General features: G+C 59.8%; 16 protein-coding genes. 6 read left to right on the forward strand and 10 right to left on the reverse strand.

Features of this window, described 5'->3' with window-relative positions; all coding sequences use genetic code 11:
• Positions 1-137: 137 nt before the first annotated feature.
• The 4 genes from PH558_RS20905 to PH558_RS20920 all read left to right on the forward strand — a co-directional run bounded on the left by PH558_RS20905 (position 138) and on the right by PH558_RS20920 (position 4,778).
• On the forward strand, positions 138-1,151 hold the full coding sequence (locus tag PH558_RS20905; protein ID WP_285206264.1) for a sugar ABC transporter substrate-binding protein: 1,014 nt from the start codon (positions 138-140) through the stop codon (positions 1,149-1,151).
• A 63-nt stretch (positions 1,152-1,214) separates the two neighbouring features.
• Positions 1,215-2,765, forward strand: coding sequence for a sugar ABC transporter ATP-binding protein (locus PH558_RS20910; RefSeq protein ID WP_285206265.1), 1,551 nt, complete (start codon positions 1,215-1,217; stop codon positions 2,763-2,765).
• On the forward strand, positions 2,755-3,774 hold the full coding sequence (locus PH558_RS20915; protein ID WP_285206266.1) for an ABC transporter permease: 1,020 nt from the start codon (positions 2,755-2,757) through the stop codon (positions 3,772-3,774). Before PH558_RS20910 ends, PH558_RS20915 begins: the two co-directional genes overlap by 11 nt.
• 2 nt (positions 3,775-3,776) lie before the next feature.
• Positions 3,777-4,778, forward strand: a complete 1,002-nt coding sequence (locus PH558_RS20920; protein ID WP_285206267.1) for an ABC transporter permease — start codon at positions 3,777-3,779, stop codon at positions 4,776-4,778.
• 101 nt (positions 4,779-4,879) lie between these two features.
• Here PH558_RS20920 and PH558_RS20925 read toward each other — a convergent pair whose 3' ends face one another.
• The 6 genes from PH558_RS20925 to PH558_RS20950 form a co-directional block, all read right to left on the reverse strand.
• Entirely contained in the window at positions 4,880-6,928 is a 2,049-nt protein-coding gene (locus PH558_RS20925) for an O-linked N-acetylglucosamine transferase, SPINDLY family protein (protein ID WP_285206268.1), read from the reverse strand.
• A 377-nt stretch (positions 6,929-7,305) separates the two neighbouring features.
• The gene (locus tag PH558_RS20930) at positions 7,306-15,198 is read right to left on the reverse strand and encodes a beta strand repeat-containing protein (protein WP_285206269.1); all 7,893 of its coding nucleotides are present in this window, start codon (positions 15,196-15,198) and stop codon (positions 7,306-7,308) included.
• Between the two features lie 290 nt (positions 15,199-15,488).
• The gene (locus PH558_RS20935) at positions 15,489-16,784 is read right to left on the reverse strand and encodes a flagellar hook protein FlgE (RefSeq protein WP_113353417.1); all 1,296 of its coding nucleotides are present in this window, start codon (positions 16,782-16,784) and stop codon (positions 15,489-15,491) included.
• A 369-nt stretch (positions 16,785-17,153) separates the two neighbouring features.
• Positions 17,154-17,975: a bestrophin-like domain gene (locus tag PH558_RS20940; protein ID WP_244575455.1), complete on the reverse strand. Its 822-nt coding sequence runs from the start codon at positions 17,973-17,975 to the stop codon at positions 17,154-17,156.
• 149 nt (positions 17,976-18,124) lie between these two features.
• A complete protein-coding gene (locus tag PH558_RS20945; protein WP_095438722.1) occupies positions 18,125-18,451 on the reverse strand; it encodes a hypothetical protein in 327 nt (108 codons plus the stop codon).
• 205 nt (positions 18,452-18,656) lie between these two features.
• Entirely contained in the window at positions 18,657-19,430 is a 774-nt protein-coding gene (locus PH558_RS20950) for an AraC family transcriptional regulator (protein ID WP_285206270.1), read from the reverse strand.
• A 95-nt stretch (positions 19,431-19,525) separates the two neighbouring features.
• Here PH558_RS20950 and PH558_RS20955 point away from each other — a divergent pair, with 95 nt between their 5' ends.
• Complete coding sequence (locus PH558_RS20955; RefSeq protein ID WP_285206271.1) at positions 19,526-20,446, forward strand: DMT family transporter; 921 nt, start codon at positions 19,526-19,528, stop codon at positions 20,444-20,446.
• Between the two features lie 66 nt (positions 20,447-20,512).
• Here PH558_RS20955 and PH558_RS20960 read toward each other — a convergent pair whose 3' ends face one another.
• Together PH558_RS20960 and PH558_RS20965 are read right to left on the reverse strand one after the other, a co-directional pair.
• Positions 20,513-21,607 carry a hypothetical protein gene (locus PH558_RS20960; protein ID WP_285206273.1) on the reverse strand — a complete coding sequence of 365 codons (1,095 nt, stop codon included), beginning with the start codon at positions 21,605-21,607 and terminating at the stop codon, positions 20,513-20,515.
• 400 nt (positions 21,608-22,007) lie between these two features.
• Positions 22,008-23,204 carry an MFS transporter gene (locus tag PH558_RS20965; protein WP_483314171.1) on the reverse strand — a complete coding sequence of 399 codons (1,197 nt, stop codon included), beginning with the start codon at positions 23,202-23,204 and terminating at the stop codon, positions 22,008-22,010.
• A gap of 94 nt (positions 23,205-23,298) precedes the next feature.
• Here PH558_RS20965 and PH558_RS20970 point away from each other — a divergent pair, with 94 nt between their 5' ends.
• Positions 23,299-24,108, forward strand: coding sequence for an AraC family transcriptional regulator (locus PH558_RS20970; RefSeq protein ID WP_095438727.1), 810 nt, complete (start codon positions 23,299-23,301; stop codon positions 24,106-24,108).
• Positions 24,109-24,111: 3 nt separating this feature from the next.
• On the opposite strand, the gene PH558_RS20975 is transcribed toward PH558_RS20970, so the two are convergent.
• Both PH558_RS20975 and lepB read right to left on the reverse strand, forming a co-directional pair.
• Positions 24,112-25,740 carry an MFS transporter gene (locus PH558_RS20975; protein WP_285206274.1) on the reverse strand — a complete coding sequence of 543 codons (1,629 nt, stop codon included), beginning with the start codon at positions 25,738-25,740 and terminating at the stop codon, positions 24,112-24,114.
• A 200-nt stretch (positions 25,741-25,940) separates the two neighbouring features.
• Positions 25,941-26,882, reverse strand: a complete 942-nt coding sequence (gene lepB, locus PH558_RS20980) for a signal peptidase I (RefSeq protein WP_285206275.1) — start codon at positions 26,880-26,882, stop codon at positions 25,941-25,943.
• Between the last annotated feature and the right edge of the window lie 72 nt (positions 26,883-26,954).

The raw sequence follows: 26,954 nt of genomic DNA on the forward strand, positions 1-26,954 counted from the left end.
TGAAAACCGCAGCCAGGGACGAGCGCCCGCTCTGTCCACTCTTTTCCCTCGCGATCCTCTTTTTTGGAAATTCATTTCTCCTCTTTCTCGTTAGTCCACTTAATTTATAGACTAAAGTCAAATTGGAGAGAGTGGCAATGCGCATCGACAAGTCCGAAGGCGGTCTGGGAAGACGGGAACTACTGAAATTATCCGCAGCGGCTGGAGTTGCCGTTGCCGGCGCTTCGTTGATCGGGCAAAAGTCCGCCTTCGCAGCCGAGGAAGAGCTGTCCCTGAAGGGTAAGCGCATCGCCATCAGCGCGACCGGAACCGACCACTTCTTCGACCTGCAGGCCTATAATGCCCAGATCGAGGAGGTGAAACGCCTCGGCGGCGAGCCGATCGCCGTGGACGCAGGGCGCAATGACGGCAAGCTGGTCTCGCAGTTGCAGACGCTGATTGCCCAGAAGCCGGATGCCATCATTCAGATCCTCGGCACGCTGAGCGTCATTGATCCCTGGCTGAAGAAGGCGCGCGACGCCGGCATTCCGGTTCTGACCGTCGACGTCGGCTCGACTAATTCGATCAACAACACAACCTCCGACAACTGGGGCATCGGCAAGGACCTGGCGCTACAGCTCGTCTCCGATATCGGCGGCGAAGGCAATATCGTCGTCTTCAACGGCTTTTATGGCGTGACGCCCTGCGCGATCCGCTACGACCAGCTGGTCAATGTCGTCAAATATTTCCCGAAGGTGAAGATCCTCCAGCCGGAATTGCGCGACGTCATCCCGAACACCGTACAGGACGCTTTCACCCAGATCACCGCGATTCTGAACAAATATCCGGAAAAGGGGTCGATCAAAGCCATCTGGTCGGCGTGGGATATCCCGCAGCTCGGCGCGACCCAGGCGCTCGCCGCTGCCGGCCGTACCGAAATCCGCACCTATGGCGTCGATGGCAGCCCTGAAGTGCTGCAGCTCATCGCCGATCCGAAATCGCCTGCCGGCGCCGATGTCGCTCAACAGCCGGCAGAAATCGGCCGAACCGCCATCCGCAATGTCGCGAAGCTTCTTGCCGGTCAGACGCTGCCTCGCGAGACTTACGTTCCAGCACTTCTGGCCAACAAGGCCAATGTCGGCGAGGTCACCAAGAAGCTCGGTATTGGCTGATAGTCCGCGCCGGGCGATGCTGCCATGGCTGGATCGCCCGGAATACGTCCGCTGGAGACCGAGATGAGCGCTATTTCTTTCAAACAGCCCGTGACGGCAAAAGACGACATCGTCCGCTTCGAAGGCATCGTTAAGCGCTTCGGCGGAGCGCAGGCGCTGGCGGGTGCGTCACTGAGCGTCAGGCGTGGAACCATCCATGGTCTCGTCGGCCAGAACGGCGCAGGCAAATCGACACTGATCAAGCTGCTTGCCGGTCTTCACCAGCCGGATGACGGGCGGATCGAGATCGAGGGGCAAGCTTTCGACAGGCTGACCCCGCATCTCGCAGAAGAGCTCGGTATTCATTTCATTCATCAGGATCGCCTGCTCGTGCCGACTTTTACGGTCGGCGAAGCCCTGTTTCTCGGCCGGGAGCCGCGCATACCAGGCACGCCATTTCTCGATCGTCGGCTGATGCAGCGCCGTGCATCCGATATCCTCAACGATTATTTCGGCGTCCGGTTGCCGAATAGCGCGCTGGTCAGCGAATTGTCGACGGCCGAAAAGCAGATCGTGCAGATCACCCGCGCGCTTCTCAACCAGCCTAAGGTGCTTGTCTTCGACGAGCCGACGGCGGCATTGGTGCGTCGCGAGGCCAATATCCTCTTCCGCCTGATCCGCCGCCTGCGCGATGAAGGCGTGACCATCATCTACATCTCGCATTACCTGAACGAAATCGAGGAACTCTGCGACCACGTCACGGTGCTGCGCAACGGGCTGGACGTTGCTTCGGTGCCGATCCGGGATACATCGGCGGCAGCGATCGCGCGCCTGATGGTCGAGCGCGACATCAAGGACATGTTTCCGAAGCCGGTGGTCGCACCTGGCGACGAAATCCTCAAGGTCGAACAGCTTTCGGCGCCCGGAAAATACGAGGATGTCAGCTTCACGCTTCGCCGCGGCGAGGTGCTGGGCCTCACCGGTCTGCTCGGTTCCGGGGCAAAGGAGCTGGTCCGCGCCCTCTTCGGTCTGGATAGGCCGGCCTCCGGTCGTATCGAAATCAGCGGCAAGGCCACCCGTTTCGGCAATCCCAGCCACGCGACAGACCACAGGATCGCCCTGGTGCCCGAAGATAGGCGCCGCCACGGCGTCGCGCTCGACCTCAGCGTTGCGGAAAATATCAGTCTTTCCAGCCTCGATCGCTTCACGCGCCTCGGCTTTCTCGACCGCAAGGGCGAAAGGCACGAAATCGATGCTCTGATTGAACGGCTGCAGGTGAAGACCAGCGGGCGTAATGCCTTGCTGCGCACGCTTTCAGGCGGCAATCAGCAGAAGGTGGCGATTGCCAAATGGCTCAGTCGCCATTCCGAGGTCTACCTCCTCGACGAGCCGACGGTCGGCGTCGACATCGGCTCCAAGGTCGAGATCTATACGCTGATCGGCGAACTTGCGGCGCGGGGCGCCGGTATCATGGTCCTGTCTTCGGACCTGCCCGAACTCTTAGGTATCACGGATCGCATCCTTGTGCTCTTCCGTGGCCGGGTGGTCCGGGAATTCATATCGTCGGAGACGACGGCGGATGCTGTGCTCGCTGAAGCCACCGGATCGTCGGAAGGGCAGCGCCATGTCGGCTGAAGTAGAATTCGCGCCTTCCGGATTTTCGACCGCAGAAGGACCTGCCCGGCCGACCGGCAGTGTCGCAGCCGCGGCATTGCGCTTCGGGTCGCTGATCGCCTTTGCGGCCATTCTGATCGTCTTTTCGCTGACAGCGCCTTATTTCCTCAGCATCGGCAATATCGGCAATGTGCTCGGCCAATCAGCCATTTCCGGCGTGCTGGCGATTGGACTGACGATCGTCCTGGTCGCCGGCGGCTCGAATGTCATCACCGGCGGCATCGACCTGTCGCTCGCCGCCAATATGGGCCTCAGCGCAGCCGTCTATGCCAGCCTGACGCAACTTGGCTTTGGTGACGTCACGGCGATCATGGCATCGATCCTGACGGGTACGCTGATCGGCGCGGTCAATGCCATCGCCGTCGTCTATGCCGGTATCGTGCCGCTGCTCGCCACGCTTGCCGTCATGAACGTCGTTGCTGGCCTGGAACTGGTGCTGACGGGGAATACAGTCCTTCCAGCTTCCACGCCTTTCCTCTCGGCGCTTTCTGCTTCGGACGCCTTCGGCATGCCGATCCTTGCCTATGTGCTTATTGGCTTCACGGCAATTGCAACGGCGATCGTGCAATATACGCCGCTTGGTCTGCGCCTTTATGCCGTCGGCGAGTTTCCGGATGCCGCGCGCGCCGCCGGCTTGCCGCTTCGTCGCCTGCTTGCCGGTGCCTTCGTCGCCAGCGGCCTATCTGGCGGCATCGCCGGTATCCTCTCGGTTTCCTACCTGAGCGGCAGCACGACGGGTTCCGGCGAGATGCTGTTGCCTGTTGTTGTCACCGCTTTGCTCGGCTCGGTCTTTTCACGCCGGCTGGTTCCGACTGTGACAGGAACGTTGCTTTCAGCTCTGCTGGTCGGCTTCCTCACCAATGGCTTTCAGCTGCTCAATATTTCGAGCACGCTGGTCAGCGGCGTTCAGGGCCTGCTCATTCTCATCGTGGTCTCCGCGACCACCCTGTTGCGCCAGCAGGAGGCCTGAACATGTCACTCCATACTTCTGCACACGCCACGGCTGGCTTGCCGCGCCTGATTGCGGGCCACCTCGTGCGCTACGGGCTGATCCTTGCCCTGGTTGCGGTCTTTGCCGCCTTTTCCCTCATCACACCGACATTCCTGACCCTTGCCAACCTGCAGAGCATCCTGGTCAACAATTTCACGCTGCTTGCCATCGTTTCCATCGCCATGACCTTCGCTGTTGGGTCTGGCGGCATCGATCTTTCAGTGGGGACGGCAATGGATTTCGCAAGCTTTGCCTTCGTATCGCTCGTCCTTGCCGGACAGCCGGTGGCACTTGCGGCGTTTGCCGGATTGGGAGCCGGGGCGCTCGTCGGCGCTTTCAATGCGCTGTTGATCTCAGGGATCGGCGTATCCCCGTTTCTTGCGACGCTCGGCACGCTGTTCATCGGCCGCAGCATCCAGCAACTGCTGACCAATGGCGGCAATCCCGTCTATCTGCCGCCGAACGGCGTGCCGGAGGCTTTCCGTTTTCTTGGCCACGGCACGATCGCGGGTTTCCCTGTGCCGCTCGCAATCGCCATCGTCCTCATCGCGGTCGCTGCGGTTATTTTTGCCCGCACGCGCTTCGGCCGCATCATCCTGTCAATCGGCATCCAGCCTGGCGTCGTACGCTATTCCGGCATCGCGGCTCCCGCCTATATAGCGGCCACCTTCGTACTGGTCGGGTTGATCGCAGCCGTCGCTGGTCTCATTCTGACTGCGACCGTCACCGTCTATATCCCGTCTTCCGGCAATGCATTTCTGCTGAATGCCATTGGCGCAACTTTCATCGGCACGACGCTCAGCCCGCTCGGGCGCCCGAACGTCGCCGGCACCGTGCTGGGTGTGCTGCTGCTCAGTATCGTGGCCAATGGGCTGTTACTGACCGATCTGAATTTCTATTGGCAGCAAGTCGGCACGGGAACACTGATCTTCGCCGTGCTCGCCCTGAGTTTCATAAACCGGAAAGCGGCTGACCGCGCGTAAGGCAAGCCGTTAAGAATTATGGGAATCCGGTCTATCCGACCGCTATATCCGCCAAATTCTTCTCGCTCGATCTGATCCTGAAATTTACGCGCGAGGAATGCCTAGATTACCGTGCCATTGGGCCAGAGGCGGCCGTCTCGCTGCAATGGGGAATAATCGTGCCATTCGGCCAGCCGCTTTCCGTATTCGCGCCTGTAAGTGCTATCGTCGCAAAAGGCGATGTTGTCTTGCACCAATCCAACGCCAATCTCATAGTAGACATCGAGGTTGCGCAAGTCCGGCTGAGGAGTGTTTCCTTGCTCCGCTTCCCGTTGCATTTGCCAGAACAGCGTCTCCAGGCGCTGAACGAGGGCCGGAATGTCGCGTAGCACGCTTGTGTCTCGTTGTTCCTGCATGGACGCTCTTATTCTCTTCAGGCTTGTCGGATCCTTTGCAAATCCGATGGCCTTTTCAATGTAGTCTTGCGGATCGGAGCAAATCAGCTGCGTCGCGCCGGCAGCTGCAACGATGCTATGGCAGAAGCGTGCTGCAAAGCTCTTGCCTGGAATGGTGAGGACAGGCAAGCCCATGGTCAGGGCATCGGCTGCGGTCGAATGTGCTCCATAGGGAAATGTGTCGAGGAAAAGATCGGCAAGGCCAATCCTGGCAAGGTGTTTGGCGTTTGGTGCCTTGGGTGCAAAGATGAGACGTTCAGGTGCGACACCAGCTTTTGCCGCGATCTGGCGCAGACGTGCATCGACATCGTCACTGCCGCTCAGCAGCCATAATACGCTGTCGGATGTCGACGCGAGAATTTCCATCCACTGCGCAAACGTCTCCCTCGTGATCTTCTGCATACCGTTGAAGCAGGCGAAGACGAAGGTGCCTTCCGGCAAGCCCGTTTCGGGGCGTGTCGGCTTTTCGGCGATCGCTCTCTTGCGGTCAATAGGCTGGGTACAAGGGATCCTCCGGACCTTTTCCGAATAGAAGATCTCATTTTCCGGGGGAATGACGTGTTCGTCCGCGATGATATAGTGATGAAAAGGACTGCCCATCGTGCCCGGATAGCCGCAGAAATTGACGATGACGGGGGCCGGTCGATATGCAAAGATCTTCGTTCGTGCATGCTTGGTATAGCCATTGACGTCGATGAGGATATCGATGTCATCGTCTGCGATCTGCCGTGCCGCATCCTGATCACTGAGCGTAGCGATATCGCGCCAGCAGTCGACGACGGCTTTCATGCGTGTTTGCGTGGCGTCTTGCTCCACTGGCTCGCCGCAGTAATAGGCGTAGATCTCGACGCTTTGCTTGTCGTGTAGCTCCAGCACTTCCCTGAGTGCGAAGCCGACCGCGTGATCGCGCAGATCCGACGATACGTAGCCGATGCGAAGCCGCTGAGCGGTTCCGGATTTTTTGCGCGGCATCTTGCGAGGAAATCCGCTTATGTCGGGCCGACCGACAAAGGATTTGTTGTATTGATAGGCTCTTGCGAGCTGAAACAGGGGATCGTCGGAATAGCAGGCAAGCGTCAGCGGCGACATGGAATCGAGGAGCTGACGGGTGGAGACGTGGTCGGATGACGCAAGAACGGGCCATTTGCATTGACGCTGCCGCAAGGCGCTCCAATGCTGCCCGGCCTCGCTCTTGTCGGGTCGTAGTTCGATAGCCTGCCAAAGCGCCGCTTCGGCATCATCCAAAAGACCCGCATTTTCCATGACGCGGCCAATATGCTGAAGCGCCATGAGGCGATGTGCGAGCTTGTCGGGAGTGCTTTCAGCCGTCATCTCGACGAAGCTTCGCCATTGCACGATGGCTTGCGCCGCAACGCCGCTATCTTCCAATGCCCGTCCGAGATTGATGTGTGCGGGGCCGAATTGCGGATCGAGCTTCAAGCAGGCGCGCAGCGCCTGAATGGAGCCTGCTATGTCGCCGAGCTGCCGCAGCGTGACCGAATAGTTGAAGTAAACGAGATGCAGGTAAGGATGGCCATCGTTGAACGCAATCCAGACCTTGTAAGCCTCCGCCGCCTCCAGCTTCAGCCCGGCGGCACTCCGCGTTTCGGCAAATTGGAACAGGTCGTTGAAGGAGAGGCGCTGCGAACGCGCCAGGTCCAGGATACCGGCAAGCGGCATGACCGGACTGGTGACTGAAGCATCATTGGTGACCATGGGCATTCCATAAACTGGCGGCAGGCAAGGCAGCCATTTCCATAATGGCTGCCGATGCCTCGACTGTGCTTGGTTGCTGTCGGCATGTCATCAGCCTGCCGCGGGAATCGGCGGTTGCGCGCTAGCAATCAACAGCTTTCGAACGCGCCAAAGCGAATTGCAAACGACCGTGCGGGTGTCCAAGACCATGAGAGCCAGTCATACGCCGCGGATGCTGCTCGCTATGGCCCAGGCAGCTTCTGAAATCGCCCGCCGCCAGGCGCTCTGTCGCGTGATTCGATCCAGCAATGCCGGGGCATATCGCGAGCTTCAGGGTTCGCCTTCCGCGCCCTGGCTCTCGATCTCGCCTATTGCCGTCGCAAAGCCTTTGTGCCGGTTCACGTCACATAGCTCGAGATGACCGCCGCGATTTGATCCGAGTTCAGATATGCCATCTGCGAACGCATCAACGCGAGCAACTGCGTGCTGGAAAGGCTCGCAATATCCTGCGTGGACAGGCCCGCTATGCCATTCGAGCTAAAAGCCGCGATATCCTTGGTCGAGAAGGTCGAGAGCTCCTGGGTCGTCAGGGCAGCGACCTGCGCCGAGGTCAGCCCGCTGACCTGGGATGGTGCGAGAGCCTCGGCCTGCCCCGTCGTCAGCGCCGCGATGACCCGCGTGGTCAATCCGGCGACCGCCCCCGAGTTCAATGCGGCGATATCATCGGTCGTAAAGACCGAAATATCGTCCGTATCCAGGGCCGCGACCTGAAGGGCGTTCAAGGCCCCGATCTGCGACGTTGAAAGAGCGGCGATCTGGCCCGTGCTCATTGCCGCGATCTGGCCGTAGCTCAATGAAGCGATCTGAGAGGTCGTCAGGACAGCGATCTGGTCGCTGCTGAGGGCTGCGACGACCGCCGTAGACAGTCCCTGGATCGCATCCGAGTTGATCACGGACAACTCGGCGGTGGAAATGGTTGCCAGATCCGCCGTGGTCAGTCCCGCCAGACCGGCTGAACTCAACGCTGCGATCTGGGTCGTCGAAAGCGCTTCGAACTGTTCGATGCTGAGCACGCCGACCTGGGTACTGCTCAGGCCGGCAATGCTGCCCGTGCCGAGTGCCGCGATCTGAGCGGTGGAGAGGGAGGCGATAAAGTCGGTCGACAGGCCCTGAACCGAGCTGGAACTGATCGCTGCGATATCGGAAGTGGAGAAGGTTGCCAGATCGGCTGAGCTGAGGCCCGCGATACCGGCGGAACTCAGGGCGGCAATCTGGGCCGCCGAAAATGCCGCGATCTGATCGGCGCTCATGGCGGAGACTTGGGTACTGCTCAAGCCGGCCACGCCCGCCGTGCTCAAGGCGGCGACCTGGCTTGTCGATAAAGCGGCGATATCGGCGGTGCTCAGGACCGCGATCTGCTTTGAGCCAAGTACTGCGACTTGCGCCGCCGTCAAAGCCTCGATTTGATCGGTGCTGAGCACGGCAATCTGCGCCGTCGTCAATCCGGCGATGCCGCCCGTACCCAAAGACGTAATCTGGGCCGTTGATAGTGCTGCGACAATGGCAGTCGTCAGACCAGAGATGCCGTTTGAACTGATTGCCGCGATGTCCGCACTCGAGAAGGTCTGAAGATCGTCAGTTCCGAGAGCGGCAATCTGCGCGGAGCTGAGTGCTCCGACCTGGGTCGGTGTCAGGGCTTCGGCCTGGTCCGTGCTGAGAGCAGCCATCTGGCTGGTGGTGAGGCCCGCGATGCCGGCCGTGCTCAAGGCGGCGATCTGTTCTGTCGACAAGGCTGCGATTGCGGCGGTTGACAGGGCGGACATCGCGAGCGAACCGATGGCTGCCATGTCCGCGGTCGAGAAGGTCGCGAGATCGTCTGTCCCGAAGGTGGTGATCTGCTTCGAGGTGAACGCTCCAACCTGGGTCGGCGTCAAGGCTTCAGCCTGATCCGTGCTGAGTACCGCAATCTGATCGGTTGTAAGTCCGGCAATCCCGCTGGTGCTCAGCGCTGCGATCTGATTGGTGGAGAGGGCTTCGATGCCGCTCGTGCCGAGTACCGCAATCTGTTTGGAATTGAGCGCCGCAACCTGAGCCGTGGTCAAGGCCTCCAATTGCCCGGTGCTCAGAGCCGCTATCTGCGATGTTGTCAGGCCTGCAATGCCCGATGCGCTGAGCGCTGCGACCTGATCCGTCGAGAATCCGGCGATCGTTGCCGTCGACAGGCCTTGTATCGCGCCCGAACTGATGGCCGCGATATCGGCGGTAGAAAAAGCGTCCAGATCATTCGCGCTCAAAGCTGCAACCTGGGTCGAGCTCAATACGCCGATCTGTGCCGTCGTCAGGGCCTCCGCCTGGTCGACGCTGAGCGCTGTCAGCTGTGCCGTTGTCAGGCCAGGTATCCCGGCTGTGCTCAGCGCGGCGATTTGCGCGGTCGACATGGCTGCAATATCAGCTGTTGTCAGCGCCGAGATCTGCTTGGAGCCAAGAGTGCTGATCTGGGCTGTCGTGAGCGCCCCGACCTGGTTGGCGCTGAGAGCGGAAATCTGTAGGGTGGTGAGGCCCGCGATGCCGGCGGTGCTGATTGCCGTGATCTGATCTGTCGAGAAGGCAGCGACAGTGGCCGTCGACAGGCCGGAAATGGCGCTTGAACTGATAGCCGCAATATCGGCCGTCGAGAATGTCTGCAGATTTGCCGCATCCAGTGTCGCAATCTGGCTCGAACTGAGAGCGGCGACCTGGGCCGAGGTTAGGGCTTCGGCCTGGGCAGTGTTCAAGACTGCGATCTGAACGCTCGTCAGCCCCGCAATGCCGAGACTGCTCAAAGCGGCGATCTGCGCTGTCGACATTGCTGCCATGTCGGCTGTTGTCAGCGCGGATACCTGCTTGGAGCCAAGAATATTGATCTGGGTCGTCGTCAGAGCTTGCACCTGACCCGTGCTCAGGGCGACGATCTGCAGGCTCGTCAGTCCGGCTGTGCCGGACGAGCTGAGGGCTGCGATCTGGGCGGTCGAAAGCGAGGCTATGTCCGCTGTGCTCAAGGCGGAAACCTGTGCGGAACTCAGCGCAGCTATCTGCTTGCTGCTCAGGGCATGGATCTGGGCGGTATTCAAGGCCGCGATCTGTTTGGTCGACAAACCGCCGATCCCCAGCGTGCTGAGGGCTGCGACCTGGTTTGTCGTCAGTGCCGCTATCGCACCCGTGGACAGGCCAGATATGGCGTTCGAGCCAATGGCCGCAATGTCCTGCGTCGAAAACACCGCTATATCGTCTGTCGTTAGCGCGGAAAGCTGGGTCGAGTTCAAGGCCGCGACCTGCGCTGTCGTCAATGCTTCGGCCTGGATGGTGCCGAGCGCGGCGATCTGTTTCGTGGTGAGGCCGGTAATGCCCGAGGTGCTCAGGGCCGCCACTTGGCTCGTCGACAAAGCGGCGACTGCTGTCGTGGAAAGACCCGATATGGCGGCGGAAGTGATGGCTGCGATGTTCTTGGTCGACAGAGCAGCTATGTCATTCGTCGTCAATACGGAAAGCTGCGCAGAACTGAGCACTGCACTTTGTGCCGTCGTCAGAGCCTGGAGCTGCCCGGTGCTCAAAGTGGCAGTCTGCTGGGTGGTCAGCCCCGCAATGCCCGATGTGCTGAGAGCCGCAATCTGGGCTGTCGACATGGCGGCGATGGCATCTGTCGACAAGCCGGAGATGGCGGCTGCGCCGATGGCGGAAATATCTTTGGTCGAGAAAGTAGCGATATCGGCAGCACTCAGGCTGCTGATCTGTTTGGAACTCAGAGCCGCGACTTGGGCTGATGTAAGCGCCTCCGTCTGGCTGGTGTTGAAGGCAGAGATCTGTGCGGTGGTCAGGCCTGCGATGGCCGAGCCGCCGAGGGCTGCAATCTGCGCAGTCGAAAGTGTCGCGACGATGGTGGGGTCCAAAATTCCGACCTGCGCCGAGCTCAGGGTTGCGATTTGCTTGGTCGATAGCACATCTACCTGGCTGCTGTTGAGGGCACTGATCTGGTCAGTGGTCATGCCAAGGATGCCGGTCGGGCTGAGCGCGGCGATCTGCGCCGTCGAGAAGGCCGCCAAGGCTGCCGTGGACAAGCCGGAAATGGCACTCGAACCGATGGCGGCAATATCCGCGGTCGAGAGGGCCGCGACGTCGCTCGAACCGAGGACGCCAAGCTGGGCCGAACTGAGCGCGGCGATCTGCGTCGTGATCAAGGCGGCAAGCTGCGCACTGCTCAGGACGTTGACCTGGTCGGTGCTCAGTCCGGAAATTCCGGCAGTGCTGAGCGCAGTGATCTGGACAGTCGTAAGTGAAGCGATCCCTCCTGTGCCGAGCGCTCCCACTTGCGCCGAACTCAGCGCCGCGATTCGCGTCGTAGCCAAGGCGGCCACCTGTGCCGTGCTCAAAGCAGCGACCTGATCGGTCGTCAGGCCTACGACGGTGGTCGTGCTGAGCGCTGCGATCTGTTCCGTGGACAATGAACCAATGACGGACGAGCTGAGACCCGACACTGCCTTGTTCGAAATCGCGGCGATGTCGGCGGTCGAGAAGGTTGCTATATCATCGGTACTCAAGGCGCCGAGCTGGACGGAGCTGAGTACCTTGACCTGCGCGGTGGTCAGCGCCTCTACCTGTGCCGTGCTAAGCGCGGCCATCTGCCCTGTTGTCAGGCCTATTATCCCGGAGGTGCTGAATGCAGCGATTTGTGCGGTGGAGAGGGAGGCGACGATATCCGCATCCATGATCGCAAGTTGCGATTGGCTGAGAGCCGCGATCTGATTGGTGAGCAGCGCATCGACCTGACCGGAGCTCAAGGCGCTGATCTGCGTGGTGCTGAGACCCGCAATTCCTGCTGTGCTCAAGGCCGCAATCTGAGCGGTCGTCAGCGCGGCAATCGCATCGGTCGACAGTCCCGACATCGCAGTCGAGCTGATCACGGCGATATCGGCGACCGAAAGGGCGGCGACATCATCGGTCCCGAGCGCGGATAGCTGAGCGGTCTTCAGAGCCGCGACCTGATTTGTTGTCAGGGTCGCGACTTGGGTGGTGCTGAGCGCATTGACCTGATCGGTCGTCAAACCGCTAATCCCCGACGTGCTTATCGCGACGACCTGTGCCGTGGACAGAGCGGCGATGGCGTTGGTGTCGAAGGCCGCGATTTGCGTGGCACTGAGAGCCGTCATCCACGATGCCGGCAGGGCGGTGATCTGCGCCGTGTTGAGCGCAGCAATCTGGCTCGTCGTCAAACCGGCAATGCCGACGGCACTCAAAGAAGCGATTTGTTGCGTCGAAAGGGTCGAAATGACGCCAGTGCTCAAGCCTGTTACCGCCTTGCTGGAAAGCGCGGCAATTTCATCGGTCGTAAAGGTCGCGATATCATCGGTTCCAAGAGCGGAGACCTGGGTCGAACTCAGTTTGGCAATCTGGGCCGTCGTCAACGCCTGCGTCTGCTGCGTGCTCAAAGCTGCGATTTGATCCGTCGTCAGACCCGTGATGCCGGATGTGCTGAGGGCCGCAATCTGGTTGGCGGTAAGGGATGTAATGGTGCCGGTGCCGAGGGCTGCGATCTGGCTCGACGTCAGGGTCGCGACCTGTGTCGTGCTGAGTGCCGCGAGTTGCGCGGTGCTCAAGGTTGCGATCTGATTGGTCGTCAAGTTCGCGAGCGTGCTCGTGCCCAGGGCGGCAATCTGTGTTGTCGAGAGAGCAGCGACGGCGCCGGTGCTCAAGCCTGCGATTGCCTTGCTGGCAATAGCCGCGATGTCGGCCGTCGAGAGGGTGGCCATGTCGTTTGCCGTCAGCGCCGCCATTTGCGTCGAACTCAATGCCGCGATCTGGCTGGTCGTGAGGCTTGCCAGCTGAGCAGTACCCAGCGTCGATATCTGAGTGGTCGTCAGACCGGTGACGGCACTCGTGGTCAAGGCCTCGATCTGCGCACTCGAAAGCGACGCAATGACGCTGGTTGTGAGGCCGCCGATCGCCTTGCTGGAAAGCGCGGCGATTTCGTCCGTCGTGAACGTTGCCACATCATCGGAACTCAAGGCGGCAAGTTGAGTGGAACTCAGTATTTTGACCTGGCTCGACGACAGCGCCTCGACCTGCGCTGTCGTGAGCGCGGTGATCTGGCCCGTCGTCAACCCTGTGATCGCGGTCGTGGTCAATGCGGCAATCTGGGCAGTTGAAAGGGCTGCGATGTCATTCGTGCTGAGAGCCGCAATCTGGGCTGTTTTCAGCACGCTGATCTGGGTGGCCGTCAAGGCCGCGACCTGTTGCGAACTCAGGCTTGAGATCTGGCTCGTTGTCAAGCTCGCGATGGCACGCGTCGCAAGGCCCGCGATCTGGGTGCTCGAAAGTGCGGCGACCTGGGTCGTCGTCAGACCGGTAACCGCGCTCGAGCTGAGGGCGGCGATCTGATCGGTTGAAAGGGAGGCGATGATCTCTGTGCCCAGCCCCGCCACAGCCTTGCTGGTAATGGCCGCAATTTCCGTCGTCGAGAAGGTGGCAATCGCATCCGGTCCGAGGGCCGAGAATTGGCTCGAGCTCAGCGCGGCAATTTGAGCACTGGTGAGTGCCTCCACTTGCTGCGTACTTAGCGCGGCGATCTGATCTGTCGTCAAACCGGTAACGGTGGCTGCTTTCAAAGCTGCGATCTGTCCTGTCGAAAGCGCCGCAATGACATCCGTGCCCAACACGGCAATTTGGCTTGAGCCGAGTGCAGCGACCTGTGCCGTCGTCAGGGCGCTTGTTTTTGCCGTGCCCAGAATCGCAATCTGGGCGGTGCTCAACCCGGCAATCCCAGCCGCGCTTAGCGCCGCAACTTGTGCTGTCGACAGGGCAGCAATGGCCGTCGTGTCGAGACCCGATATGGCCTTGCTGGTGATTGCCGCGATGCTGGCGGTCGAGAGTGCGGCGATATCGTCCGTACTCAATGCGAACATCTGGGTCGAAGTCAGCGCTGCGACTTGTGCCGTTGTCAGAGCCGCAATCTGCGCTGTGGTCATCGCGCTGATCTGGCTCGTTGTCAGCCCGGCGATGCCGCTTACGCTGAAGGCGGCAATTTGCGCGGTTGAAAGCGCTGCGATATCACTCGTGCTCAAGGCTCCGGTCTGCGTCGTCTTGAGCGAATTGATTTGACTTGTCGTCAATGCACCGATCTGCGCCGTGCTCAACGCGGTGATCTGGACGGTGGACAGGCCAGCAACGGCCGACTTGCTGAGGGCTGCGACCTGTGAGGCCGAGAGGGCGCTAACATCGCCCGTGCTCATGACCGCAACCTGGGTTGAGGTGAGCGCCGCAATTTGCGCCGTTGTCATCGCTGCGATCTGCGCCGTGCCCAAGGCAGCTATCTGAGCCGTTGTAAGGCCGGAAATCGCGGCCGTGCTCAAGGCGGCAACTTGGTTCGTCGCAAGAGAGGAAATGGTTGCTGTCGAGAGGCCTGCGACCGCGGCAGCCGTAATCGCCGCCATGTCATCCGTCGAAAACGTGGCGATACCGCCGGTAGACAGCACGGAGAGCTGCGCCGAACCCAGCGCTTTGACCTCGCTGGAGGTGAGAGCTTCGGCTTGCGCGGTGCTCAGGGCTGCGACTTGCGCCGTCTTCAGGCTGGCAATCGCACTGGCCGTCAGGGCCGCAATCTGAGCAGTTGAAAAGGCCGCTATATCGCTCGTGGGCATGGCTGCGACTTGCGTCGTCTTGAGAGCGGCGATTTGCGCCGTCGTCAGGGCAGCAATTTGCGCCGTGCTAAGCGCCGCGATCTGGCTCGTCGTCAGATTGGAAATGCTGCTGGTGCTCAATGCCGCGACCTGGCCGGTCGAAAGCATGGCCATTGCAGCGGTCGAGAGGCCCGCAATCGCCTTGCTGCTGATCGCGGCCATATCGTCTGTCGAAAAGGTAGCCAGATCCGCGGCGCTGAGTGCAGCAATTTGCGACGAGCTCAAGACCCGGACCTGCGACGTCGTCAGGGCTTCCGCCTGCTCGATTGTCAGGGCCTGGAGTTGCTGTGTCGTGATCGCGGTGATCTGCACGGAACTGAAGCTCTCGATTGCAGATGTTGACAGGGCGGCCAACTGATCGAGCGTGAGCCCCGGAATGGCGCTTTGCGAAATCGCGCTCAACTGCTGGGAGGTAAGAACTTCCACATCCTCTGTATCCAGCGCCGCGATCTGCGCTGATGTGAGAACGCTGATCTGCTTGGTGGACAGTGATGCCACATCTTCCGTGGTCCAGGCCGCCACAGCTGATGTTGAAAGAGATCTGATCTGAGTGAGGCTCAAGGATGAAACGATCGAAGTCATAAACAGGACTCTTTCCGTAGCCACGTTGCACTGTCAGCATGTTCAAAGCCGACCAAGCTTGCCTCGCCGAAGCGTTGGCAGATTAACACTCTCTAAAATTCACGCCCCACGCTTGCAGCGTAGTTCGACTGGCTTGCCTGAAGCTGTGGTTGAACTTGTGATTGTCGTTGTGAGTATCGAATTCCCCGACTGGTCGAAATCCGATCATGCCGATCGAGCAGCAGGCTTCGTCGCCGGACCGTACGACGAAAAGGGCCCTGGAGGGCCCTTCTGATTAAGCAGGCGGAAGATCAGCGCTGGAGGTTGACCAGCACGTCCAGCAGGTCGGAGCCCGTCTGGAAGACCTTGGAGTTCGCCGTGTAGCTCTTCTGTGCCTGGATCATATCGGTGAGCTGGCCGGCCAAATCGACGTTCGATGCTTCCAGCGAGTTCGACTGGATATAGCCGAGACCGTTGCTGTTGGCGAAGCTGGTGACCGTCACGCCGGAATCGGCATTGGCCTGATAGACGTTGCCGCTCAAGAGCGTCAGCTTGTCCGGGCTTGCAACGGTCGCGAGCGGGATCTGGTAGATCGCCTTGGGGTCGCCGGTCTTGTAGTTTGCATAGACAATGCCGTTCTTGTCGATGGTGACGCCGGTAACGGGGCTTGCCGCCTGACCGTTGGTCGAGCCCGTCGAGCTGAAGTCGCTGGCCTTCTGCGTCATCCCGCTCAGATCCATCGCGATGGACCCGCCCGTTGTTGGATCGGTGATGGTGAATGTCCCACCGCTCGTCATGTTGCCGTTTGCGTCGAATGTCAATGTGGATGGATTGGGAACATTGACTGGGTCTGACGAATAAGGGAACGAGGAGCTGCCTGACGTGCTCTTGTCGGCATTGCGATAGACGCTGACCTCCCACTGATCGGTCGCGCCCGTCGTGGAATCGGCGGACTGAATTTTGGTGTAGTAAACGTCATACATGACGGAGTTGCCGAGTTTGTCATAGGCAACAACCGAGCTCTTCTGGGTATTTGAAGTAACCGAGGTCGGATTGGCGCTCGGCAATGTCGCTGTATCGGTAACGACCGTTGCGTTCGAATTGAGGTTACCGGTGAAGGTACCCGTTGTTGAGGGCGAGCTGGCAAGACCGCTCTGATTGACGTTAATGGGCACCAGGCCGTCGAAGCCGTTGACGACGACAGCGGGCGCTCCCGAAGCATAGGAATAACCCATCAGGGTATAGCCAGCGGAGTTTACAAGGTTGCCGTTTGCGTCAGGCGTAAAGTCGCCTGCGCGGGTCAGGACGGTCTTGCCGTCGGCGCCCTGCACGACGAAGAAGCCGGCGCCCTGAATCGACAAGTCGCTGCTCGACGAGGTGGAGACCGTATCGCCCTGCTGCGAGACCGAATAGCTGACGTTGGTTTCGACGCTGCCTGAATTATAGTTGCCGCCGCCCGAAGGGAGAATCAACGACGAAAAGCTGGTGCTCGCCGACTTGTAGCCCGTTGTATTGACGTTCGCGATGTTGTCCGACACGGTGCTAAGCTTATTTGCCTGCGCGTTCATGCCGGAAACTGCCGTTTTCATGCTACCAAAGATGCTCATTGGTTCCTCGCACGTTGCTGATGCTGGGATGGTAGCGACAATGACTTGTGTGAAGCTGGCTTTTTGGCGCGCGCCGCCAGTTTGAATCAGTTCAAAACATTCGACGATCCTTGAGCCGACGGCTCAATCGCCGGTGCGGAATTCCTTGGGGCGCGCCTTTGCCGCAGGGAGTGTTTTCCAGGCCGAGCGAAAGAATGCCAGACGGGCGCTTTGCAGGCCTCGCATCTGTCGTTGTCGAGACTGCGAACGATATTCCCAGGCCGATTGATGAGTGAGTGGTTGAGAGATGCTTGCCGGAACTTGGCTGTTCCAGGGCGATGTTTTGCGTCAGCTGCCTGATCGGCAACGGATACACCACCCTGTGGACTGCTATTGTGCCAGCATATCGGTGAGCGCATGCCGCATGGATTCGCTCGAAATGCCGAAGAGACCGCCATAGGGAAGATCAAGATCGAGGATGACAAACATGACGCTCGCCACCGAGACGATGGCGACAGCGACAATGGAACCCGCGAGCGGGTTTCTGGGAGCTTGAAGACCAAAGCTTAGGAATACCAGCATAAGCCAGAAGATCAGGACGCCGAGAAACGGTGTTGAAAGCGAGCCGTGCGCGTCCTCGATCACGGTCCATCGCGCTGCCAGGAGATCGCTGAAGAGCTGATTGCAACGGGTTACGAGCAGTTGATGCAAGGCATCGGTTGGCTGCTCGCGGGCGATGCCGAGACCCATATCGTTGAGAATTGCTCCAAGAGCAGGCGCTTCGCCAGTCAAAGGCAATTTTGATATGTCGGGATATGTCATCCCCGCCGGAACTGGCTCACCCGGCCATGTGCTGGCAATGACGGCGGTTGTATAGCTGCGCAGAAGTTGTCGCTCATTATCCAATGCCGGGCCGTAATTCCTCAGACAGCGGTCCATCTCTGCGAGACTGGCGGCGTAGCGGTTGCGATCGTGAGACGCCGTTGTGAATGCGTTCAGTTCCGATGCCAGAAGCAAGCTCATGACGAGTGCGGCAAAAGTGACAAGAAGGGCTGTGACGACCCGGAGGAAGTCTATTGTCTCGTTGCCGCGATGGGGGGCAGGTAATCTCGCGCGCAATATCGAACCGACTGCGGCGCTAAACACAAGGAGAACAAACAAAGCCAGCGTCCACACTGCTTCGCGCTGCATCGAAAAATGCTCCAGCTGCATATGGCCGTCGATTATGTCATGTATAGCGAGGAAGCGGGGAGGATAAAAGCTCCGTGTCCTTTCATGGGTGTTCGCATAGCCCAGCAGGCCGGTGTCCCTTGCTGCCGGGGAGTTTTGAAATCAGCTATGGTACAAGTCGGCAGAATGGATCAGGTGCATACCGCGATGCAAACGGACAGCCAGATTAAGGCAACCCCAAGTGCCAACGCGCGCCTGGCACCGACAACTTTCTCTGCCTCTTCTTCCGCTACCGGCGTCGTTACGATCCAGGGCACGGAGCCGAGAGCCGCGAATCCGATGATGGCTAGGGCCACTACGAAATAATCGGATATGCGCCAAGGCCCCTGATCATACACCCCCCAGTAGCCCAGAAAGGCCATTCCCACTGCAAACATCGTCGCGGACGCGGAGCAAAGCCCCGTAACAGAGCCCGCAGGTGCCCGCAACTTGCTTTTTTCCGGTGTTGACCCGTTCATGACGCCATATCCGCGACGGCAAGTCGCCTCTCCGCATATATGTCAGGAATTGCGCGCGAGGTGAAGCGATTGAAATCGCCAACAGCTGAATTGCGACAATGGCGATTGTCGTGTTGATCTCCAGCCTACAGTTCGTCTATTGCGACTTCGATTCTCTAAAGCAGGTCAGTGGGCCGGTATTTCTTCGGATGCCGGCAAAGCGCACCTAACGATAAAACTCCGACGGCGGCTTGCCGAAATGCCGGCGGAACATGGCGGTAAAAGCGCTCTGGCTGGCGTAACCGCAGTCGAAGGCGACGTCGATGATGCGTTCGCCATTTGCCAGTTTGCGCAGTGCGGACAGGAGGCGTGCCTGTTCGCGCCATTGCGCGAAACTCATGCCCGTTTCCCTGGCAAAGAGGCGGTGCACCGTCTTGGCCGTTACATTCAAACGTTCGGCCCATCGCCCCGCAGTCGACGTATCGGCAGGATGCGCGGTGATCGCCTCGCAGATTCGTCTGATACGCTCATCCTCCGGCATGGGAAGATGCAGGGGCAAGACATCGGAGACCCGTACTTCATCTAGGAGCAATTGCATGAGACGATCGTCTCGACTGCCTTCCCCATAGTCGAGCGGAACTTGGACGGCGGCAACGATGAGCTCGCGCAGCAGCGGCGAAACCTCGATCACGCAGCTTTCCGCCGGCATGTGGCGGATTGCTGTCGCATCGATGAAAACGGTTCGGATCTTAACCTCGCCGGACATCTTCACGTCATGCTCCAGCCCGGCGGCGAGCCACAGCGCCCGGTTCGGCGGCACCACCCACGACCCTTCTGCCGACCGCACGATCATTACCCCCTCGATCGCATGCAGCAACTGGCCGCGCGGATGCGAATGCCAGCCGGTGGAAGCGCCGTCAGGATAGTTGACGTCCATAGCCGCCATGGCGCGATGGGTATTATGAAACTCAAGATGTTTGCGCCTCGGATCGCTTTGCATGTCCTAATCTCTACAGTCATGGTCATCATAGAGCGATACGGACTGGCTTCAAGGCGATAAGTCAGGGCGTTCGAATTGGTCCATGGTTATCGCACATGAAAAATAAGCTCGTATTTCTCTATCCCCTCGTCGCCATCATCCTCTGGTCCGGAAACGTCATCGTCTCCAGACTGTCAGCCCACACGATCGGGCCGGAGGCAATCACCTTCTATCGTCTGCTTCTCGCCGTCTTTTTGATGAGCACCTTCGTCGCCATCCCCGCCTGGCGAAACCGCTTCGTCATCTGGCCGCATCTCGGGCAATTCGCCATTCTCGGCTTCCTCGCCATGTGCTTCTTCCAGAGCCTATCCTATCTGGCGGCGGAAACGACCACGGCGACGAACATGGCGGTGTTCACGGCCTTGACGCCGCTGCTTACGGTGGCTTTGAGCGCCTTTGTGCTGAAGGATACGCCGACCGTCGGCATGGTCGGCGGCGGCGTTCTGTCGCTTGCCGGGCTTATCTATCTGGTGAGTGCCGGCGATCCGGCAGCGCTTGCTCGCAATGGCGTGCATCTCGGCGATCCGCTGATGTTCATAGCGGCGTTGAGCTATGCCGTGTATGGGGTTCTGCTCAAGCGCTGGAGCCTGCCAGTCGCCGGCTGGCAATCGACCTATATGCAGGCGATCTGCGCTCTGGTCATCATGTTTCCGGCGTTCCTTGCAACGCCTGCGCCCTTGCGTTCGCTGAATGCCGAGACCTTGCCGCTGATTGCCTATGCCGGGGGCCTTGCCTCCGTCGTTCTTCCGTTCCTGTGGGTGCGCGGCGTCCACATTCTTGGACCCAATCGTTGCGCGGCCTTCATGAACCTCTTGCCGGTCTTCACCGCGCTCGGCGCCATCGTGATGCTCGGCGAGCCCGTGCGCGCCTACCATGTCATCGGCGGCGGCGCCGCTCTTGTAGGCGTTGCCTGCGTCGGGCTTTTCCGCCGGCCGTTGCGTGGCTCATCGCCACTTGTCGCGGAGATCGTCGAGTAACGGTCTAAGGCATGGCACGTGAACGCGGACTCGTTGGAGGCCGCGTCCATCTCTGTTGGTCGAACGTCACTTCCAGCTCGTAAAATCCGAGGCGGCGCAGCCGAAGGGCGCGCGTTGATCACCAAAGCGCTTCTTCAACTGATCGCAGCCCCAGCGGTTGAGTGGCGCCGGCATCATATTGTTGAGGTCCATGGCGGGCGAGGTGAATTGCGACTCGGCGCTGGTCACATACCAGACCCAGTAACCGAAAATGCCGACGATGAAGAGAAGTATAACCAGGAAAACCCTGGCGAGCCGCGCCATGACGGTCGGTCCTTTTTTCCCTTGGGCAATGAGCTCCAGCGGCTGGCCGCCAAGCTCTGCCGTCAGCGGGGCGAGAATGCTCGCGCGCTCTTGCGCGGCCATGTCGATCCGCTCCAGTCGGCTGTCCAAAAGTACCGGGAGAGCCGTATTTCCATGCCAGACGGCGAGCGCCACGGGCTTGCCATCCTTTGCGCCGACAACCAGAGGTTCCTGCCCTGGCTCGAAGTTCGTATGGGCCGCCCGTCCGGTTTTTCTGACGGCGATCTTGTCAGTATAAGTCACCGTCAGCCGCTTGCCTCGTCGCTGGAAGGTCGTGATTTCCACCGGGACCGGCGCGAGTTGAGCAGCCCGGTGCAATTGCCCGCGAGCACGCCAGACACGCAGGATCTGGAAGATCATTGCGATGCAGGCGCCTCCAAGAAGTGCGACGAAGACGGCAAGCGTTATGATTCGGTTCCAGAGCATATCCAGCCCGAGGCTGAGGGTCGCCAAGTCCGGATGGTCGCCGGAGATGACGAGGTCCGTGTCGTAGTCACCGGCGTGGATGTCGACGAACATGATCTCGACATCCCTGTCATAGGTCTGGCCATTGTAGGCGTAGTTGAGGTGCGCCTCGCAGGTTGTGAAGAAACCCTTCCGGGTCGAGCATTTTCCATCGCGGATATCGCCGTTGACGAGCTTGACGGGATTTTGGCTGATCGTCCAATCCCTCAATATGCCCGGAGCTTCGGAAACAGCCATGAAAACGGTCAGGCCGATCAGGATCGGCAGCGAGAAATAGACGGCCTTCGGCATTGAAATAAGGTTCTGAGCAAGCCGCAGGGCTCTCTCGGGAAGTTTGATCGTCGGGAATGTCATTGTCTGCCTGAAACTCCGAGTGGTTGTGTAGGCATCCGCAAAGCAGGAAGCGAAGCGGGAGCTGCGCAAAATCCTGGGGTCCGACTTTGCACCCACATCTGCAGCGCGAGGAAATAGACACTCTACCCGTCAGCTCAATACCCGGTTGTAGGCCATTCGACGATTTCATGGTGATGCCCACAGCAAACCCGCATGGGTGTGACCTTTTTGTACCGCAACTTTGACCGGTGCAGACGAGCCCGTTTAAAGCGCGTCGCGATCTTTCAGATTGGGCGGGTACAGGCCGACATGGGCAGCGGCGATGACATCGAAGCTGGGTGAAGAAAATCTCCGCCTCGTGAAAGGTAGAGGGCGAAGCGCCGATGTCCCACCTCGGCGCCTTATCCCTTTCAGGTTGCCCTTAATCTTCGACGTTCGGCAGCAGGATCGTCAAAAGTCCGATCAGCGGCAGGAAGGCGCAAAGCTCGAAGACGAACTCGATGCTGGTGTGGTCGGCAAGCACGCCGAGCGCGGCCGCACCAATGCCGCCCATGCCGAAGGCGAAGCCAAAGAACAGGCCGGACACCATGCCGACGCGACCCGGTAGCAATTCCTGCGCGTAGACGACGATCGCGGAAAAGGCCGACGCAATGACCGTGCCGATGATCGCGCTGAGGATGATCGTCGTTTCGAGATTGGCATGGGGCAGAACGACGGTGAAGGGCAGGATGCCGAGGATCGAACCCCAGATGACCTTCTTGCGGCCGATGCGGTCACCCACGGGGCCGCCGACCATCGTGCCGACGGCGACCGCGGCGAAGAACACGAACTGGCAGAGCTGAGCCGTCCGTTCCGTCACGCCGAACCGGGCCATGAGATAGAAATTGTAGTAGCTGGTAAAGCTTGCCAGATAGAAATACTTCGAAAAGATCAGCGCGATCAGGACGGCAATGGCAAGACCGACGCGGGCGCGCGATAGGCTCAGCGCCTTATGAGGCTTGCCGGATTTTGCCGGCGCCCGCAGATGGCTGCCATTCAGCTGATACCAGCGGCCGAGGCCACCGAGAATAAGAATGCCGGCAAAAGCCAGGCTCGCAAGCGCCGCCATTCCATGCTGGCCGTGCGGAAGGATGAAGAAGGCTGCGAGCAGCGGGCCGAGTGAGGTGCCGAAATTGCCGCCGACCTGGAACAGGGACTGGGCGAAGCCATGCTTTCCGCCTGATGCCAGGCGGGCGATGCGGGACGCCTCCGGATGGAAGATCGAGGAGCCGAAGCCGAGCAGTATTGCGCCCATCAATAGTGTTGGGTAATTGGGCGCCATGCCGAGCGTGATCATGCCGGCGCAGCTGCAGATCATGCCGAACGGCAATGAATAGGGCTGGGGCCGTCCATCCGTGTACCAGCCGACGAAGGGTTGCAGGATCGAGGCCGTGATCTGGTAGACGAATGTCAGCACGCCGAGCTGGGCGAAGCTCAGGTCAAAGCCGGTCTTGAGCACTGGATAGCTTGCTGGCAGCAATGCCTGGGTGACGTCGTTGATGAAGTGGCCAAGGCTCGCCACCATAATGACCGGATATATCGTCGTTGCCGCGCGGGGCGGATTCATCGCTTGGCTCATGACTGTCACTTTTCAATGTTCCGTTGCGCTGATATTAGAAAACAAAATTGCCCGCTACCGCGACAGGGCGTAATTCTTACGAGACTGGGCCAGAATGGTCAGGAACAGCCGCATAGATCCATTCATCGATGTCGACCGGCCACTCATCGCCCTCGGCAATGAATATGGCGACGGCCACCGCGTCGAACCGCACCAGCATCGCCGTGCCCAACTGCTCTATGGTTTTTCCGGCGTAGTGGTCGTGACCACGCCTGACGGCACGCTCGTCATGCCGCCGGAGCGCGGGATGTGGATCCCTCCGGGCGTGATCCATAGCGTGCGCATGCTCGGAAAGGTAAGCATGCGTAGTCTCTACATTGAGCCGGAAGCGATCGAGACGATGCCGGATCACTGTCAGGTGGTCGAAATCTCGCCCCTGCTGCGCACGCTCATCGCCGAAGCCGTCGATATTCCGGTCGATTACGACGTCAATGATCGGGCCGGTGCCTTGATGGCATTGCTTCTGCACGAACTGGCAAGATTGAGGCCGTTGCCCTTGTCCCTGCCGATCCCGCGCAACAGGACTTTGGCTCAGAAATGCCAGGATTTCCTCAGGCGGCCGGCAACGCATGATACGATCGATCTATGGGCCAGCCACATGCGCATGAGCCGCCGCGCATTTACCCGCATGTTTCGCCTGGAGACGGGGCTGAGCTTCGTCAAATGGCGCGAGCAGGCCTGTCTGCATGCCGCGCTTCCGCGGCTTGTCGCCGGCGTGCCGGTGACGACGATCGCGATTGACCTTGGCTATAAGAACCCGGCCGCCTTCACGACCATGTTCAAGCGCGCCTTCGGTTGTTCGCCACGCGAAATGGCGCGCCAGCACGCTGGAAGCGGCTCCGCCGTTACAAGTCCCCAGCCATGACCATCATGTCGCGTCGAGATAGGGCTTCAATGGCATGTCGTCGTGCCTGGGCACCGTCTGCCGTTCGATCATGTGGTGGATGACGGGCGGGCGGTCGCCGCGATGCAATTTGTCCAGGCGTTCGGCGACCTCGACATCGGCATGCGTCTGGCGCTGGCTGTGGCGAACATAATCGATCCAGGTCGGCAGATGGTAGCTTTCCGTCCAGGTGTTCGGCTTTTCCAGATCGCGTAACAGCGACCATTGCTTTGCCCCGTCGCGGATTCTCATCCGGCGACGCTGAGCCATGACGGCCAGAAATTCCGCCACATCCTCCTGATCGATGTCGTAGTCCACCATGACCAGGATGGGGCCGCTTCTGGAACGCAGGTCGAGCTGCAATTGTGGTTCGCTGAAGGTGTTGGTCGGATCGAGATTAAGCGATTCGAAATCCGGCTGGCGCAGCAACAGGCCAAGCAGGCCGCCTATTGCCAAGCCGACGCTTGCGATGAAAAGCGCGCCCGTGATACCGTGGGCGTCGGCCAGTGCACCCCAGAGCCAGCTTCCGACCGCCATGCCGCCAAAGGTGGCGGTCTGATAGAGCGACAGAGCGCGGCCGACGACCCAGCGCGGCGTGGAAAGCTGAACCGTGACATTGAAGAGCGAGAAGGCCTGCACCCAGGCGACGCCGGCCGGCATGAGAATAAGACAGCTCAGCCATACCTGGTTGCTTAGCGCAAGCAACAAGCAGCTCACCGCCAATGTGAAGAAGGCACCGCGGATCACCCATTCATTGCTCAGGATATCGCGGATGCGGCCGATCAGCATCGCGCCGCAGATGGCGCCGAAGCCGAAGAAGCCGAGCATGATGCCGTAGGTGATCGCCGTGCCGTGGACATGATCGCGCGCGACGAGGGGCAGGAGTGCCAGGATGACGATCGCCGTCAAGCCGAAGACGAAACTGCGGCACATGACCTTGAGAAGGTTCGGCGACATCAGCACATAGCGAAAGCCTGCCGACATGGCGCTGCCGAACGGCTCGCGCGGCAGCGTATTGCGGACGGGCGCGGTCTTCCAGCGCCATAGGGTGATGATGAGCGCGAAGTAACAGAAGACATTGAAGAGGAACGCAAAGGCCGCACCGGCGGCCGCGACGATGACGCCGCCGATGGCAGGCCCGATGCTGCGCATGAGATTGTAGCTCATGCTGTTCAGCGCGACCGCACCCGGCAGGTGCTCGCGTGGCACGACATCGCCCATCGACGCCTGCCATGATGGATTGTGAAGCGCGCCGCCGCAGCCAATCAGGAAGGTGAAGCAGAGCAAAAGCCATGGGGTCAGCGCATTGCTGTAGGACAAGATCGCCAGCGTCGCCGAGACTGAGAGCATCAGCGTCTGTGCAATCAGCATGATCCGCCTGCGGTCGTAATTGTCAGCCAGCGCTCCGGCCGCAAGCGAGAAGATCATGACGGGTAGGGTGGTGGAGGACTGAACGAGCGCCACCATGCCATGTGATGTCGCAAGGCTGGTCATCAGCCACGCGGCGCCGACGCCTTCGACCAACCCGCCAAGATTGGAGATGAGCGTTGCTGACCAGAGAGAGCGGAAGGTCTTCGACTGGAACGCGACGAGCGGAGAGGGTCTATTGGGCATGTCGGCTTTTCTTCGCAGGATTATCTTGCTCGGCGGCGCAGCGAGCCGCTCAAAGCGTAAGCGCAGCCGAGTCGAAATCGAGCCTATAGTGATTTGCTAATTTCCGAAACGATTTTGGAATAATATTCTCGCAAATAAAGGCGGAATTCAGCAATTGCATGGATGAGGCCTCGGATGGCAAAAGCTGCGAAGAGCGATTTTCACTCGAGCAACGTGCCAATTCGATCGGGGTCGGGAGAAACCAAGATGATCGCGGCCTTCCCGAAGACATCCTTGGCAGAAACAAATCCGTTTTCGCCGAACTGATCTGGAAAGCGACTGTCGACAGAATTGTGCCTGTTGTCGCCCAGCACGAAATAATGACCCGCGGGTACTTCGAATGGACCTGTTTCGTCCTGGCCAGCGACCGCTTGATCCGTCATTGAGGTCCTGTAGCGTCGTCCTTCCGGCGTCGTCTCCTCAAGAATTCTAGCTGTATTGCCGAAGAGATCCGTCATCGTGCGATCCGTCGGCGCCACCGAAAAGGCCTTGCCGTCGACGAAAACCGTACCATGGTGCAATTCCACTTTTTCACCAGGAAGGCCGATCAGCCGCTTGACGTACAAGACTGCCCTGTCCGGAGAGGCGTAGTACCTGCTGGAAAAGACGATGATGTCGCCGCGCTTGGGTGCGGTGTCTTTATAGGGCTTCATCATCAAGACTTCTTTTTCCTGGATGCTCGGCGCCATGGAAGATGCAGGCATCGTTCGCATGGACATGCCGCAGAAATCGCGCTGGAAGCCGGCAGCGTCGCAATCAACTGGAGCCACAGCCGATAGCGCCCTGGCTGCCTTGCCCGCCAGTTCCTGCATCTCGGCCGGATTTGTCTTCCACAGACCCGCCTTCGCAAGAAGAAGAGGATAGGCTGGGCCGATAAATCGCATGAACTCTTGTTGGCGCGCATCATCGACCGCCATAGCCTCTCCCGCGATGAGGAGAGCCGACAATCCTGCTAGCAGCACACTACCGCGAAAAGAGAAACTCACATTGTTCTCGCAAGTTACGAACCGACATGAAGCGTCAAGATTGCGCGTGGGGCGGCAAAGGCAAGGGCAAAATGATGTCACGCGCTTATCAGCGCAATTTCGAAAATAACAATCCATTCGAAGGTAGTGAAGGCGCCGCTGGCCTTGCCAAACCTGCGATCGATCGATGCCGCACGATCAACACAAAGG

Origin of the sequence: Rhizobium pantanalense, from assembly GCF_030182525.1 — a bacterium.
GTDB lineage: Bacteria > Pseudomonadota > Alphaproteobacteria > Rhizobiales > Rhizobiaceae > Rhizobium.

What these genes read in the sequence shown, in the direction of transcription:
- PH558_RS20905 (WP_285206264.1), top strand. Translation starts at nt 138, where the DNA reads ATGCGCATCGACAAGTCCGAAGGCGGTCTGGGAAGACGGGAACTACTG.
- PH558_RS20910 (WP_285206265.1), top strand. Translation starts at nt 1,215, where the DNA reads ATGAGCGCTATTTCTTTCAAACAGCCCGTGACGGCAAAAGACGACATC.
- PH558_RS20915 (WP_285206266.1), top strand. Translation starts at nt 2,755, where the DNA reads ATGTCGGCTGAAGTAGAATTCGCGCCTTCCGGATTTTCGACCGCAGAA.
- PH558_RS20920 (WP_285206267.1), top strand. Translation starts at nt 3,777, where the DNA reads ATGTCACTCCATACTTCTGCACACGCCACGGCTGGCTTGCCGCGCCTG.
- PH558_RS20925 (WP_285206268.1), bottom strand. Translation starts at nt 6,928, where the DNA reads ATGGTCACCAATGATGCTTCAGTCACCAGTCCGGTCATGCCGCTTGCC.
- PH558_RS20930 (WP_285206269.1), bottom strand. Translation starts at nt 15,198, where the DNA reads ATGACTTCGATCGTTTCATCCTTGAGCCTCACTCAGATCAGATCTCTT.
- PH558_RS20935 (WP_113353417.1), bottom strand. Translation starts at nt 16,784, where the DNA reads ATGAGCATCTTTGGTAGCATGAAAACGGCAGTTTCCGGCATGAACGCG.
- PH558_RS20940 (WP_244575455.1), bottom strand. Translation starts at nt 17,975, where the DNA reads ATGCAGCTGGAGCATTTTTCGATGCAGCGCGAAGCAGTGTGGACGCTG.
- PH558_RS20945 (WP_095438722.1), bottom strand. Translation starts at nt 18,451, where the DNA reads ATGAACGGGTCAACACCGGAAAAAAGCAAGTTGCGGGCACCTGCGGGC.
- PH558_RS20950 (WP_285206270.1), bottom strand. Translation starts at nt 19,430, where the DNA reads ATGCAAAGCGATCCGAGGCGCAAACATCTTGAGTTTCATAATACCCAT.
- PH558_RS20955 (WP_285206271.1), top strand. Translation starts at nt 19,526, where the DNA reads ATGAAAAATAAGCTCGTATTTCTCTATCCCCTCGTCGCCATCATCCTC.
- PH558_RS20960 (WP_285206273.1), bottom strand. Translation starts at nt 21,607, where the DNA reads ATGACATTCCCGACGATCAAACTTCCCGAGAGAGCCCTGCGGCTTGCT.
- PH558_RS20965 (WP_483314171.1), bottom strand. Translation starts at nt 23,204, where the DNA reads ATGAGCCAAGCGATGAATCCGCCCCGCGCGGCAACGACGATATATCCG.
- PH558_RS20970 (WP_095438727.1), top strand. Translation starts at nt 23,299, where the DNA reads ATGGTCAGGAACAGCCGCATAGATCCATTCATCGATGTCGACCGGCCA.
- PH558_RS20975 (WP_285206274.1), bottom strand. Translation starts at nt 25,740, where the DNA reads ATGCCCAATAGACCCTCTCCGCTCGTCGCGTTCCAGTCGAAGACCTTC.
- lepB (WP_285206275.1), bottom strand. Translation starts at nt 26,882, where the DNA reads ATGGATTGTTATTTTCGAAATTGCGCTGATAAGCGCGTGACATCATTT.